Origin of the sequence: Herbaspirillum sp. UBA812 (assembly GCF_002296545.1) — a bacterium.
Lineage (GTDB): Bacteria > Pseudomonadota > Gammaproteobacteria > Burkholderiales > Burkholderiaceae_D > Herbaspirillum > Herbaspirillum huttiense.
In genome coordinates this window covers 1,517-15,086 of the sequence record NZ_DBIC01000202.1, presented here as the reverse complement: position 1 = coordinate 15,086, position 13,570 = coordinate 1,517, and the positions used below count along the sequence as shown (strand labels likewise).

Genomic DNA, 13,570 nt, shown 5'->3' with positions numbered 1-13,570 from the left:
CGGGCCGTCATAGCGGCGGCAGGCCTGGGCTGAATTGCGGTTGTTGTGCATGTCCACCACCAGCAGGCGCTTCTCCTCTTCGCTCATGCCCGGCGTGGGCGGCGGGGCCATGCGCTTGGGCGGGATCACGAGGGCATCGCCCGGTTCCACCCACAGGTCGGCCAGGCTGATTTCATTGACGTAAGGACGCCAGCGCGCCACCGTGATCACCAGCGGTTCGGGTCCGCGCGAAAAGAAGATGTGCGCGAAGTAGTGATACTCCAGGTCGGTGGCATTCCAGGTCAGCAGTTCGCGGCTGCGGCCATCGCCCAGGTAGGGCGATTCATAGCCGGCCCACTTGCCATAGGTGTAGTCGGCCATCACCAGGTTGTCGAAGGGAAAGTGCAGGCATTGTCCGTCGCGCAACAGGGTCGCGCCGAAAGCCTGGGCGTTCTCCGGAGTGGCGGGCAGCGGCTCGTAGCGTACCTCGGGAACACGGAAATCGAATTCGGTAATCTCGTAAGAGGGCCAGTCCTTGGGCGTGACGGTGCGCTGCCAATGGGCGATGTCGCGGTAGGTCGCGCCGCGTTCAAGGGCCGGCGCTTCCGGTGCCAGGGCGATGATCTCGCCCACAGGGGTCTCGCTCTGGCTGCCCACGCCCCTGTCGTTGCACATGTACGGATATTGCTTGGGATCGAGCAAGGGCTTTGACGGCCCATCCTTGATGAAGAGTACGGGATCGAAATCACTCTGGTCTGGCGGCATGGCTTCCCCTGGCGTTGGTACGGTGGCATGGTGACGATGGCCGTGCGGCCTCCCCCGAGGCGGCGCGGCGAGCGCGATCTTCGCACATTTCCGGCCGTGCCGGCAGTCCCGCGCTTCAGCGCACGGGCAAGCGCCGGATACGATAGACGCAGCGCCGGCCGCCTGCGGGCAGGTGCTCCTCCCGGGTGATGGCGAACTCCTCGCCCAGCACCTCGCCAAAGAGCTGCAGCTCCGAACGGCAAAATCCCTGGCAAGTGCTGGCGGCGGCGCAGATGGGACAGTGGTCTTCGATCAGCAGCCAATCCCTTCCTTGCTTTTCCACCCGTGCCATGTAGCCCTCGGCGGTGCGCAGCTCGGCCAGCCGCTGCAGGCGCTTGCCGGGTGCCGTGATCCCGTCGCACTGCAGCAGGTAGTCCGCACGCATGTCCTGCTCGCGCTGGTCGATCAGCTTGTGCAGGCCGGGTTCGCCAAAGAGCTGGCGGATCGAACCGATCAACTGCACCGTCAGCTGGGCGTGGGTATCGGGAAAGCGGCGATGGCCGGCACCGGTCAACTCCCAGTCCTGGCGCGGCCTTCCGGCCCGCACAGTAGTCTGGACCTGGCGCGGGCAGATCAGGCCTTCGGCCGCCAGCTTCTGCAATTGCTGGCGCGCCGCCTCGGGCGTGATCTGCAGTTCGCCTGCCAGTTCGGCGGTGGATGCCGGTCCACGTGTCTTCAGGCGCAGCAGGAGTCGTTCGGCCGTGCTGGGGCCGGTGTCGGCAGCAGAGCTTTCATCGCGCATACTATTTTCCAAGTGTTTACTTGTTTAATTAAAAAATTGCTCTTACCATTTGGGGTAATTAAGCAAGAATTGGCTTGCATAATATCCCGGTGTCCCGTCCTTGTCGATGCGGTCCCGGGCCACGCATCGTGTCCGCTGCATTCAGAAAGGCCTGTTGCCATGACCCGTTCTTCCACCTCATCCCTTTCCCCAGGCGCCGCAACGGCTGCGGCCGGCTGGGGTGAACTGCTGGGCCCGCACCGCTGGCGCGCCGTAGCGCTGACCGGTGGGGTCGCCCTGTATGCGATCAACGTGCACATCGTCACCACCATCCTGCCCTCCGTGGTGCGGGATATCGGCGGCCTGGCGTATTACGCCTGGAACGTGACGCTCTTCGTGGCCGCCTCCATCGCCGGTTCCGCCTTGACCGGCAAGCTCATGGGGGCGATGGGCGCGCGCGCCACCTACCTGATGGCGCTGGCGCTGTTCGGCAGCGGCGCCTTGCTGTGCGGCAGCGCCGGCAGCATGGGATGGATGCTGGCGGGGCGGGCGGTGCAGGGCATCGGCGGCGGTCTGCTGGCGGCGCTGGCGTATGCCCTGATCCCGCTGGTGTTCGAGCCGCGCATGTGGCCGCGTGCCATCGCGCTGGTGTCCGGCATGTGGGGTGTCTCGACCTTGCTGGGGCCCGCCGTCGGCGGTCTGTTTGCCGCCAGCGGCCATTGGCGCGTGGCGTTCTTTGCCTTGTTGCCCCTGCTTGCCGCACAGGCCTGGCTGGTGTGGCGGCAATTGGGGCCGGCGACGGTGCGCAGCGCGAGCGGCCCGGCGCAGGCCGTGCCGCTGGGACGCATCGCCTTGCTGGCTTCATCGGTAGTGCTGGTAGCGCTGGCCGCACAGGCCGACGATGACTGGCTGGCCTCGGCCTGCGTGCTGGCGGGAGTGTTGCTGGCTGTGTGGATGGCGCGTATCGACCTGGGCCATCGCGCCAACCTGCTGCCGCACGCGGCTTATCGGCCGCGCACGGTGATGGGCGGGGTGATGGCCTGCATTGCCTTGCTGGTCATGGGCAGTTGCGTGGAAATCTTCCTGCCGTATTTCCTGCAGGGCTTGCATGGCTACGACCCGCTGGGCGCCGGCTATGCGACGGCGGCCATGGCAGCGGGCTGGAGCCTGGGGTCGCTGGGCTGCTCTGGCCTTAGCGGTGCGGCGGCCTTGCGCATGATCCGGCTCGGTCCCTGCATGATGACGCTGGGCATGGCCCTGCTGGCGTTCTTGATGCCCGCGCAGTGGCTGCCCGCAGGCACGTTGGCCGATGGCCTGATCGTGCTGGCGCTGGGGGTGACGGGTCTGGGCATCGGCATGGGCTGGCCGCATCTGGTGGCCTGTGCGCTGCATGCGGCGCAGCCCGGCGAAGAGAACCTGACCTCGTCGGCCATCACGACGGTGCAATTGTTTGCCATGGCGCTGGGGGCGGCACTGGCGGGACTGGTCGCCAATCAGGCCGGGCTGGGAGCGGGCGGGGCAGAGGCCACTGCGCGCGCAGCCTGGGTATTGCTGGCGCTGTTCACGCTGGCTCCGGCACTGGCGATCTTCGTGGCGCGCAGTGTGACGCGGGACCGGTGAGGGTGGCATGAATGCTTCAACACCGTTGACGGAAATCGACTACCACCTGCTGGTGGCCGAGTTCGACATGCTGTGGTCGCGTCCGCCCGAGGCGGCCCGGCGGGCGCGGATGGATCAGATGATGCGCTTGATCTCGGCGTTCGAAGAGAGCCGGCGAATGGCCTCCTCGGCCTGCGACAGCGCCGCTTCGGGCAAGCGCAGGTGAAGATGGGCGAGGGTGTCGTGGCGGCTGTCCAGCAATTCGTATTTCTGCTGGGCCAGCCAGTGGCGCAGCTGCGGTTCGGCGGAATAGACCACGCCGATCTCGATCTCGGCTTGGGCCACGCGTTCGGTGCGCTCCGTGCTCTTGAGCGCAGTCGCAATCGCATCGGTATAGGCGCGCACCAGGCCGCCTGCGCCGAGTTTCACGCCACCGTAGTAACGCACCACCATGGCCAGTACGCCATCGAGTTCATGGTGGCGTAGCACTTCCAGCATCGGGCGCCCCGCCGTTCCTGACGGTTCGCCATCGTCGGACATGCCGGACTGGCCGCCGGCCATCAATGCCCAGCAGACGTGGGTGGCGTTGCGATGGGCATCGCGCATTCGGGCGATTTCCTGCATGGCGGCTTCGCGGCCGGGCACCGGCGTGACGATGCCGATGAAGCGGCTCTTGCGGATCTCCAGTTCGATCTCGGCGCGCCGGGCGATGGTGAAGGTGGCCATGAAAGAGGGCGCTTCAGTCCTGCTGCGGTGCGGCGCCCTTTAGCAGGGCCAGTTCGGCGCGCAGGCCCTGGTTCTCTTCCGACAGGCGGCTCACGCGCGACTGCAGGGCAGCGATTTCGCGGCGCAGGGTGGCAGTGAGTTCGTTTTCCTGGCCCTCCACCAGCGGGATGGCGTTTTCCGTGATCGCCTCATCGGGCTTGGGTGCGCGCGGGGTGCGGGTGGCGGCTTTCTGTTCGCGCACTTTCTTGGCGGCTTCGCGCAATTCCTTCTTGCCCCCGGCCACGGCGCTGACCTGCGCCTCGCTGGGCAGGGTTGCCACGGCGGCGGCGGCATTGATGGAGATGGCACCATTGCGCACTGCTTCCACCAGCTCGGGCGCGGCCGTCTTGCGGATGCGGTCGATCTGGCCGATGGTGGCGCTGCTGATGCCGGCGGCGCGGGCGATGTCTTCGCGGGTCTTGATGCGGCCGGTGTTGTCGTCGGCGTGCCAGGGATCGTCACTGGTCGCAGGCGCATCGCTGGCGGCTGCGCCTTCGCCTTGGTTCTCTTCCGTGGCGGAGTTCTTGGGCGGCGTGGCCTCGGACTTGGTGCGGGCGGCGATGATGTCGCGCTTGCGAAGGGCCAGCATGCCGCGCTGGAAGTCCGAGACGCTGCGGCGGCCGAGCTGGTTGTCGATCATCCAGAGCAGCACATCTTCCAGCGAGCCGAAGCTGTCGTTCTGGATCGTCTTGAAAGGCAGGTCGTACTTGCTGCAGATTTCGTAACGGTTGTGACCATCGATGAGCACGTCGCCCCACAGCACCAGCGCATCGCGGCAGCCTTCGGCCAGCAGGCTGCGTTCCAGCGCCGCGTACTCGTTGGGGGTGAGGGGATCGATGTACTGCTTCAGTTCTTCGTTGATGACGATATTCATGTGCCTATGCTGCCTGTGATGCCTGGATGTGCCGGGCCGGATCGAAAAGCCAGGGGCCGCATTCTACACCACCGCCTCCCGTGCTCTCCGGACGGGCAGGGCGCTTGCAGTACAATGTCGGGCTTCGTCACTGCTTTCCCTCGCGTCATGCGCCTCTCCTCTCGCTTGATGGCTGCGGCCATCGCTTCGGTATTCCTTCTCTCTGCCTGCGGTACCTCGTCGCTCTTGCCGGGCGGTGCCGGCAACAAGCCCGTGGAGGCCAGCGGATCCACGCCGGCCGGCACGGCGGTTGCGCCCAGCGCCACGGCGGCACCGACGCCACGCCGCATCAAGATCGGCCTGGCATTGGGCGGCGGCGCGGCACGCGGCTTTGCCCACATCGGCGTGATCAAGGCACTGGAAGCCCAGGGCATCACCGTCGATGTGGTAGCCGGCACCAGCGCCGGCAGCCTGGTCGGGGCGCTCTATGCGGCGGGCAATGATGGCTTCGCCCTGCAGAAGCTGGCGCTGGCCATGGATGAGGCCGCCATCTCGGACTGGTCGGTGCCGCTGTTCTCCAAGGTCAGCGGCGTACTCAAGGGCGAGGGCGTGCAGAACTACGTCAACAAGGCCGTGCACAACGTCCCCATCGAGAAATTCAAGATTCCCTTCGGCGCAGTCGCCACCGACCTGCGCACCGGCCAGCCCATACTGTTCCAGCGCGGCAATGCCGGCACTGCCGTGCGGGCTTCGTCAGCGGTGCCGGGGGTGTTCCAGTCGGTCAGGATCGGTGACCACACCTATGTGGATGGCGGGCTGGTGTCGCCGGTGCCGGTGCGCTTTGCGCGGCAGATGGGGGCGGACTTCGTGATCGCGGTCAACATCTCGGCCAATCCAGAGGCGCAGGCGGCCTCCAGCAGCTCCATCGACGTGCTGCTGCAGACCTTCGCCATCATGGGCCAGACCATCAACCAGTATGAACTCAAGAACGCCGACATCGTGCTGCAGCCGGGCCTGGGTTCGATGAAGGGCAGCGACTTCGCCAGCCGCAACGTGGCCATCCTGGCTGGGGAGCAGGCCGCCACCGCTGCCATGCCGGAAATCAAGCGCAAGCTGAAGCTGATGGCGGGCGGCGGCAATTGATGGCTTGGCCGTTTTTGGCCGGGATATGAACGAAAAAAAAGGCCGCTGTTTCCAGCGGCCTTTTGCCATGCGGTCTGCACCGCGATGGTGATTATTTCTGCTCTTCTTCACCTGCGATGATGCGGCGTGCACCATTGAAGCGCTTCTTCCAGTAAGACTCGTCCATGCTCTCGATACGCACCTGGCCGCCGGCCGAGGGGGAGTGGATGAACTTGCCATCGCCCAGGTAGATGCCCACGTGCGAGAAACCACGGCGCAGGGTGTTGTAGAACACCAGGTCGCCGGGCTGCAGATTGTCGCTGCCGATCTTCTCGCCCACGCGGCTGATTTCCAGCGAGGTGCGCGGCAGGTCGGTGCCCCATGCTTCCTTGAAGACGTAACGCACCAGTCCGCTGCAATCCAGGCCGGTATCGGGCGAATTGCCGCCGTAGCGGTAATTGATGCCCAGCATGGCCAGGGCCTGGGTCGCCAGTTCGGAGGCGCGGTTGGTGATGTCTTGCAGGCGGGCGATCGCAAGATTGGTCTTGCTGATCAGCAGCTGGGCTTGCGGGGAGGTGGCTTGGGGAGGGGGAAGATCCTGCGCTGCCAGGGAAAGGTCAGCGGAATAGGCCGATGCACTGATCCAAAGGCCGGCTGCGAGCGCGCACGCACGAGCGGTTTGTCGTCGGATTCGGTCAGATCGGCGTAGGGTCATCGGGATCCTCTCAAAATAGGATTGCGGGACTGTAAGGTAAATCTTACGGCTTGTCAAAAGCTGGATTCGTGCCAGCTTGTCAAACTGAAATCATTTATGGGGCAAAAGCGGGGTATTTGGCGCCTTCTCCCAGTAAGTGTTTTTCCTACACGGGGTAGGAAAATATTTCGGCTAAATGATTTACGTTTTTGCAGAAAGTTTCCTTGATGCATGAGAAAAGCGATCGAGAGGGTCGCGTTGATGCAAAAATCTTCATCTATTGGTGAAAGATGAGTTGGCCGGGCGGGATGTCAAAAAAGACTTTCTGGCCGTACAATCAGCGTTCAATTTTTTCTGCGTATCGGAGCCACCATGCAAACCAAACCGTTCCTGTCGCTGGACGACGTCAAGAAGATCGCTGCCGGCGCTGAAGCCGAAGCCCGTGCCAACAACTGGAACGTGGCCATCTCGGTGGTCGACGACGGTGGCCACCTGCTGTGGCTGCAGCGCATGGACGGCGCTGCCCCGATCTCCTCGCAGATCGCCCCGGCCAAGGCCCGCACCGCTGCCCTGGGCCGCCGCGAAAGCAAGATCTATGAAGACATGATCAACAACGGCCGCGTCTCCTTCCTGAGCGCCCCCGGCCTGGACGGCCTGCTCGAAGGCGGCGTGCCGGTGGTGGTTGAAGGCCATTACGTCGGCGCCGTCGGCGTCTCCGGTGTGAAATCCTCGGAAGACGTGCAGATCGCCAAGGCCGGTATCGCTGCCCTGGGCCTGTAATTTCCCCTCGACGCCGGCGGCCTTGCCGGCCGGCGTTCCCGCCTTGCTTGCACGCTGTTTCGGTGCAATTTCGGTGCAATTTACGCCAACTTTCGGCAATCTACGATTTGCCGGAGGGAGGCTTTTGCGCTATAATCGAGCGGTTTAGCCAATTTTATCCGCCGTAGCGCATACCCATTCCTCTTCCTCGTTCCCAACAGGCCCAGCCACGCTTCCGTACCGAATGAGTCGGGGTGTTCGCGCCGGTCAGTTTGGCGCGCAAAGGTCTACCGGTCATCCAGCCGCGGCGGTAACAATCTCAGGAGTTACCCTTGCTGCCTCTTCTTTCCGGTCCCGCGATTCCGGCCGTCCTCGCGCTCGCAGACGGGTCTGTCTTCCAAGGTTTTTCCATCGGCGCCGCAGGCAACACCACCGGTGAGGTCGTGTTCAATACCGCGATGACCGGCTACCAGGAAATCCTGACCGACCCCAGCTACAGCCGCCAGATCGTCACCCTCACTTATCCGCACATCGGCAACACGGGCGTGAACCGTGAAGACGTCGAAGCTTCGCAGATCCACGCCGCCGGCCTCATCATCAAGGACCTGCCGCGCCTGCTGTCGAACTTCCGCAGCCAGCAATCGCTGTCGGATTACCTCAAAGAAGGCAACATCGTCTCCATCGCCGGCATCGATACCCGCAAGCTGACCCGCATCCTGCGCGAGAAGGGTGCCCAGAACGGCGCCATCGTCGCCGGTGAAGCCGACATCGCTGCCGCTACCGCCAAGGCACTGGAACTGGCGCGCGCCTTCCCGGGCCTGGCCGGCATGGACCTGGCCAAGGTGGTTTCCACCCGGAAGGCCTACAACTGGACCGAGACCGAATGGCGTCTGGGCCGTGGCTATGGCCAGCAGATCACCCCGAAATTCCACGTGGTCGCCTTCGACTACGGCGTCAAGTTCAACATCCTGCGCATGCTGGCCGAGCGCGGCTGCAAGGTCACCGTGCTGCCGGCGCAAGCCACTGCGGCCGAAGCGCTGGCGCTGAACCCGGACGGCATCTTCCTCTCCAACGGTCCTGGCGATCCGGAACCCTGTGATTACGCCATCGCTGCGTCCAAGGAACTGATCGAGCGCGGCATCCCGACCTTCGGCATCTGCCTGGGTCACCAGATCATGGCCCTGGCCTCCGGTGCCAAGACCCTCAAGATGAAGTTCGGCCACCACGGCGCCAACCACCCGGTGCAGGACCTGGACAGCAAGCAGGTGATGATCACCTCGCAGAACCACGGTTTCGCCGTGGACCAGGCGACCCTGCCGGCCAACTGCCGCGTGACCCACGTGTCACTCTTCGATGGCTCGCTGCAAGGCTTCGAGCGCACCGACAAACCTGCTTTCTGCTTCCAGGGCCACCCCGAAGCATCCCCTGGACCGCATGACATCGCTCCCCTGTTCGACAAGTTCGTAGCGATGATGGAGAAGAAACAAAATGCCTAAGCGTACTGACATCAAAAGCATCCTGATCATTGGCGCTGGCCCGATCATCATCGGCCAGGCCTGCGAATTCGACTATTCCGGCGCCCAGGCCTGCAAGGCCCTGCGTGAAGAAGGTTTCAAGGTCATCCTGGTCAACAGCAATCCGGCCACCATCATGACCGACCCGGAAATGGCCGATGCCACCTACATCGAACCGATCACCTGGCAAGCTGTCGAGCGCATCATCGCCAAGGAAAAGCCGGACGCCATCCTGCCGACCATGGGCGGCCAGACCGCGCTGAACTGCGCGCTGGACCTGCACCGCCACGGCGTGCTGGACAAGTACAAGGTCGAGCTGATCGGTGCGACTCCGGAAGCCATCGACAAGGCGGAAGACCGCTCCAAGTTCAAGCAGGCCATGACCAAGATCGGCCTGGGTTCGGCCCGTTCTGGCGTGTCGCATACGATGGAAGAATCGTGGGCGGTGCAGAAGACCATCGGCTTCCCGGTCATCATCCGTCCGTCCTTCACCATGGGCGGCACCGGCGGCGGTATCGCCTACAACGCCGAAGAATTCGAAACCATCTGCAAGCGCGGCCTGGAAGCTTCGCCGACCTCCGAACTGCTGATCGAAGAATCGCTGATCGGCTGGAAGGAATACGAAATGGAAGTGGTCCGCGACAAGGCGGACAACTGCATCATCGTCTGCTCCATCGAAAACCTGGATCCGATGGGCGTGCACACCGGTGACTCCATCACCGTCGCACCGGCACAGACGCTGACCGACAAGGAATACCAGATCATGCGTAACGCCTCGCTGGCGGTGCTGCGTGAAATCGGTGTGGATACCGGCGGCTCCAACGTGCAGTTCTCGGTCAACCCGGCCGATGGCCGCATGATCGTCATCGAAATGAACCCGCGCGTCTCGCGTTCCTCGGCACTGGCCTCCAAGGCCACCGGCTTCCCGATCGCCAAGATCGCCGCTCGCCTCGCCGTCGGTTACACCCTCGACGAAATCCTCAACGACATCACCGGCAAGACGCCTGCCTGCTTCGAACCGACGATCGATTACGTCGTCACCAAAATTCCACGCTTCGCCTTCGAAAAATTCCGAGGCAGTCCGGCGGTGCTCACCACCTCAATGAAATCGGTGGGCGAAGCGATGGCCATCGGCCGTTGTTTCGAAGAGTCGTTCCAGAAAGCCATGCGTTCCCTGGAAACCGGATTCTCGGGCTGGGGAGGCGACCGGGAGGAACCGGAACTCACGGATGCTGAGCTGGATCGTCAGCTGAGGACCCCCTCTCCGGAGCGCATCCTCAGCGTTCGAACGGCGATGGTGCGCGGACGCAGCGATGAGGAGATTCAACGGATCAGCAGGATTGACCCCTGGTTCCTGGCCAAACTGCGGCGGATCATTGAGGCGGAGGCCAGGCTGATCAAGGGCAAAAGCCTGGATCAGCTGGATGCCGACAGCTTGTTTGAGGCCAAGCAGCTGGGTTTTTCAGACCGACAGATCGCCTGGCACACCAAAAGCGACGAATTGTCGGTGCGTCAGCGGCGCCATCAGCTCGATGTTCGCGCCGTCTTCAAAACCGTCGACACCTGCGCAGCGGAGTTCGCTTCCTCCACTCCTTATCACTACTCGACCTACGAGCGTCCCTTGCAGACCCTGCAGGCCGACGGATCCCTCAAGCCCCTTCCCGCCTCGTCCGAAGTGAGTCGTCGTGAGGACGGCCGCAAGATGATGATCCTCGGCGGTGGACCCAACCGAATCGGGCAGGGCATCGAATTCGACTACTGCTGCTGCCATGCCTCCTTTGCCGGGCAGGATCAAGGGATCACCACGGTGATGGTGAACAGCAATCCGGAAACGGTGTCCACCGATTACGACACCAGCGACAGCCTCTACTTCGAACCGCTCACCCTGGAGGACGTTCTCAATGTGATCGAAGCGGAGCGTCCCGATGGCGTGGTGGTCCAATTCGGTGGACAAACGCCTCTGAAACTCGCCATTCCTCTGCTGCGCTGGCTGGACAGCGATGAGGGGCGCGCCACGGGCACCAGCATCTGGGGCACCTCCCCTGAATCGATCGACCGGGCCGAAGACCGCGAGCAGTTCGAAGCCATCCTCCGCGATCTGAACATCCGCCAACCCCGCAACGGCTTGGCACGCAGCGAAGAGGAAGCACGGGCCGTGGCCACACGAGTGGGCTACCCGGTCGTCGTGCGTCCCTCTTACGTCCTGGGCGGACGGGCCATGGAAGTGGTGTTCGACGAAGAGGAACTCAACCGCTACATGCGCGAAGCCGTGCAGGTGGAGCCCGACCATCCGGTGCTGATTGACCAGTACCTCGAAAACGCTGTTGAGGTGGACGTGGACGCCCTCTGCGATCACACCGGTGCTGTGATCGTGGGTGGGCTGATGGAGCACATCGAACCGGCGGGAATCCATTCCGGCGACTCGGCCTGCTGCTTGCCGTCGGTTTCCCTCGGCGAGACGGCACTGAACACGATTCGCGAGTGGAGTCGCTCCCTGGCGCAAACGCTCGAGGTGCGGGGTCTGATCAACCTCCAGTTCGCCGTGCAGCGCAACACCGATGGCTCGGAAGTGGTTTACATCATCGAAGCCAACCCCCGCGCCTCCAGGACGGTCCCCTTCGTCGCCAAGGCCACAGGTCAACCTCTCGCTCGCCTGGCAACCCGACTGATGGCGGGCGAAACCCTGGCCGACATCGGCATGACCAGCGAGCCGAAGCCGCCGCTTCAGTCGATCAAGGAGGCGGTGCTGCCGTTCCGGCGCTTCCCGGGGGCCGACACGGTGCTGGGGCCGGAAATGCGCTCCACGGGAGAGGTGATGGGATCCGCCGACAGTTTCGGCATGGCCTATGCCAAGGCTGAGCTCGGCGCTGGAGAAGCGCTGCCCACCCAGGGGACGGTGTTCCTCTCCACCCACGACCGCGACAAACAGGCGCTGGTGCCCATCGCCGCTCGGCTGATCGAACTCGGGTTCGATGTGACGGCCACATCAGGCACGGCTCAGGCGCTCGCCAACGCGGGATTGAAGGTGCAATCGGTGCTCAAGGTGCACGAGGGGCGCCCCAACATCGAGGATCAGATCCGCTCCAATCAGGTGCAGTTGGTGATCAACACACCGATTGGCCGCCAAGCTGCCCATGACGACAAGTACCTGCGTCGGGCAGCGCTCGATTACGCCGTTCCAACGGTGACGACCCTCGCGGGAGCACGGGCAGCGGTGGAGGCGATCTCAGCGCTCCAGCAACAGCCGAGGCTCAGCATCCATGCCCTGCAGGACGTGCACGCCATGCAGCGTTAGGCCACCGGTAGGGTTGCGGGAGCCACCTCAACGCTGTGACAGCCTCCGTTCCCGTCAAGCCTGGAAGCGACCTGCGTGATGACTTCCGTCGCGCCTACGAGAACCGCTACACCTGGGCGCCTGGATTCTCCGGCTATCGCGGCCGCTGCATCTGGCAACAGGGCGATCAACGGGTCGAGGGCACGTTTGAGATCGGTGCCGATCTCAAAGCCAAGGTGGACGGCATTGAAAACGAAGAGATCCTCAAGGCGGTGAATTCCCAGCTCTGGGAAGTCGCGATCCATCGCGTGCGTCGCAGCTTCGAGCAGACCCACGGTGAAAACACCTTCACCGCCGGTGACACCAACGAAGTGGGAACCGAAGTGCTCGTCGGCGGCAAGGGAGCCGGGGACAAATACCGCATCAAAGATGACGTGGTGACCATGGTTCACCGCCACATCCACGGCACCGTCGTGACGATCTACACCACCGATGTCACCGACACGGGTGCGGGCTACCTCAGCCACACCTACACCAGTCAGTACGCCGACCCGGCAACGGGAGAAGCCCGGGGCGGCCGCAGCAGCTTCAAAGACAGCTTCGCTGCTCTTCCTGGAGATGGCCCCTGGGTGCTGACCGAGCGGGTCGTGACCACCGAAGCCCATGGCGATACTCCCGCCGGAAGCCAGACCTTCCGTTTTGAAGATCTCGAATCGCTCTGAGTTGATTGCCGGTGCAAGCCGGCTATGAGACCATCCGCCCAAACCTGTTGAAAGGCATGGGCGGAGTCGAGTCGACCATTCAGGCCATCAATGGCCCGATCAACAGCATCGTCTGGGGATGGCCCACCGTCCTTTTGATTGCCGCGACGGGCATTCTTCTGATGGTGGGCCTGCGGTTCATGCCGCTGCAACGGCTGGGTTACGGCATCTCGATGATGCTGCGGCCGGCTGCATCACAAACGGAAGGGGAGATCACCCCCTTCCAAGCGCTGATGACCTCGTTGTCGGCCACGATCGGCACGGGAAACATTGCCGGTGTGGCGGGGGCCATCGCCGTTGGTGGACCTGGTGCCGTCTTTTGGATGTGGATCATCGCGATCTTCGGCATCGCAACCAAGTACGCCGAAGCGGTGCTCGCGGTTCAGTTCCGCGAAACCGATGGAGACGGAAACCACGTGGGTGGGCCGATGTACTACATCCGCAACGGACTCGGCAGCGGCTGGAGCTGGATGGCGGGCCTGTTTGCCCTCTTCGGAATGTTGGCGGGCTTCGGCATCGGCAATGGAGTGCAGGCCTTTGAGGTGTCGTCTGCCTTGAGCCTGATCGGCATCCCGAGGCTGGCGACCGGAGTCGTTTTGGCGGCCCTGGTTTTCGCTGTCGTGATCGGGGGCATCAAACGCATTGCCCAGGCGGCCTCCGCCATTGTTCCGTTGATGTCGATCCTCTACATCGCTGCATGCCTTCTGGTGTTGCTGGCCAATCTG

At 63.6% G+C, this 13,570-nt stretch carries 12 protein-coding genes; 7 read left to right on the top strand and 5 right to left on the bottom strand.

Annotation, left to right across the window (positions count from 1 at the left end; translation table 11 throughout):
• Window positions 1–744 (bottom strand): hypothetical protein (locus tag B3873_RS13440; protein WP_286866661.1); only part of this gene is annotated, 744 nt, incomplete at its 3' end.
• 115 nt (window positions 745–859) lie between these two features.
• Window positions 860–1,525: a helix-turn-helix transcriptional regulator gene (locus tag B3873_RS13435; RefSeq protein WP_039788727.1), complete on the bottom strand. Its 666-nt coding sequence runs from the start codon at window positions 1,523–1,525 to the stop codon at window positions 860–862.
• Between the two features lie 159 nt (window positions 1,526–1,684).
• Between B3873_RS13435 and B3873_RS13430 the strand changes: the two genes are divergently transcribed.
• Window positions 1,685–3,124: an MFS transporter gene (locus tag B3873_RS13430; RefSeq protein WP_286866659.1), complete on the top strand. Its 1,440-nt coding sequence runs from the start codon at window positions 1,685–1,687 to the stop codon at window positions 3,122–3,124.
• Window positions 3,125–3,238: 114 nt separating this feature from the next.
• On the opposite strand, the gene B3873_RS13425 is transcribed toward B3873_RS13430, so the two are convergent.
• Together B3873_RS13425 and B3873_RS13420 are read right to left on the bottom strand one after the other, a co-directional pair.
• Window positions 3,239–3,829, bottom strand: coding sequence for an IMPACT family protein (locus tag B3873_RS13425; protein ID WP_286866658.1), 591 nt, complete (start codon window positions 3,827–3,829; stop codon window positions 3,239–3,241).
• 13 nt (window positions 3,830–3,842) lie between these two features.
• Window positions 3,843–4,742, bottom strand: coding sequence for a hypothetical protein (locus B3873_RS13420; protein WP_286866657.1), 900 nt, complete (start codon window positions 4,740–4,742; stop codon window positions 3,843–3,845).
• Between the two features lie 147 nt (window positions 4,743–4,889).
• Between B3873_RS13420 and B3873_RS13415 the strand changes: the two genes are divergently transcribed.
• Complete coding sequence (locus B3873_RS13415) at window positions 4,890–5,864, top strand: patatin-like phospholipase family protein (RefSeq protein ID WP_286866662.1); 975 nt, start codon at window positions 4,890–4,892, stop codon at window positions 5,862–5,864.
• A 91-nt stretch (window positions 5,865–5,955) separates the two neighbouring features.
• On the opposite strand, the gene B3873_RS13410 is transcribed toward B3873_RS13415, so the two are convergent.
• A complete protein-coding gene (locus B3873_RS13410) occupies window positions 5,956–6,558 on the bottom strand; it encodes a C40 family peptidase (protein ID WP_039788715.1) in 603 nt (200 codons plus the stop codon).
• Between the two features lie 351 nt (window positions 6,559–6,909).
• On the opposite strand from B3873_RS13410, the gene B3873_RS13405 reads away from it, so the two are divergent.
• From B3873_RS13405 to B3873_RS13385, 5 genes are all read left to right on the top strand, one after another.
• Complete coding sequence (locus B3873_RS13405; protein WP_034338629.1) at window positions 6,910–7,317, top strand: GlcG/HbpS family heme-binding protein; 408 nt, start codon at window positions 6,910–6,912, stop codon at window positions 7,315–7,317.
• A 311-nt stretch (window positions 7,318–7,628) separates the two neighbouring features.
• A complete protein-coding gene (gene carA, locus B3873_RS13400) occupies window positions 7,629–8,792 on the top strand; it encodes a glutamine-hydrolyzing carbamoyl-phosphate synthase small subunit (RefSeq protein ID WP_039788710.1) in 1,164 nt (387 codons plus the stop codon).
• Window positions 8,785–12,105 carry a carbamoyl-phosphate synthase large subunit gene (gene carB, locus B3873_RS13395; RefSeq protein WP_286866656.1) on the top strand — a complete coding sequence of 1,107 codons (3,321 nt, stop codon included), beginning with the start codon at window positions 8,785–8,787 and terminating at the stop codon, window positions 12,103–12,105. Before carA ends, carB begins: the two co-directional genes overlap by 8 nt.
• Before the next feature lie 35 nt (window positions 12,106–12,140).
• Entirely contained in the window at window positions 12,141–12,806 is a 666-nt protein-coding gene (locus tag B3873_RS13390) for a DUF3386 domain-containing protein (RefSeq protein WP_186510211.1), read from the top strand.
• 11 nt (window positions 12,807–12,817) lie between these two features.
• The coding region (locus B3873_RS13385) for an alanine/glycine:cation symporter family protein (protein ID WP_286866655.1) at window positions 12,818–13,570 on the top strand (753 nt) is incomplete at its 3' end.

Bases quoted from the DNA above. Each gene is read 5' to 3' on its own strand.
- B3873_RS13435 (WP_039788727.1), bottom strand. From the start codon at position 1,525: ATGCGCGATGAAAGCTCTGCTGCCGACACCGGCCCCAGCACGGCCGAA.
- B3873_RS13430 (WP_286866659.1), top strand. From the start codon at position 1,685: ATGACCCGTTCTTCCACCTCATCCCTTTCCCCAGGCGCCGCAACGGCT.
- B3873_RS13425 (WP_286866658.1), bottom strand. From the start codon at position 3,829: ATGGCCACCTTCACCATCGCCCGGCGCGCCGAGATCGAACTGGAGATC.
- B3873_RS13420 (WP_286866657.1), bottom strand. From the start codon at position 4,742: ATGAATATCGTCATCAACGAAGAACTGAAGCAGTACATCGATCCCCTC.
- B3873_RS13415 (WP_286866662.1), top strand. From the start codon at position 4,890: ATGCGCCTCTCCTCTCGCTTGATGGCTGCGGCCATCGCTTCGGTATTC.
- B3873_RS13410 (WP_039788715.1), bottom strand. From the start codon at position 6,558: ATGACCCTACGCCGATCTGACCGAATCCGACGACAAACCGCTCGTGCG.
- B3873_RS13405 (WP_034338629.1), top strand. From the start codon at position 6,910: ATGCAAACCAAACCGTTCCTGTCGCTGGACGACGTCAAGAAGATCGCT.
- carB (WP_286866656.1), top strand. From the start codon at position 8,785: ATGCCTAAGCGTACTGACATCAAAAGCATCCTGATCATTGGCGCTGGC.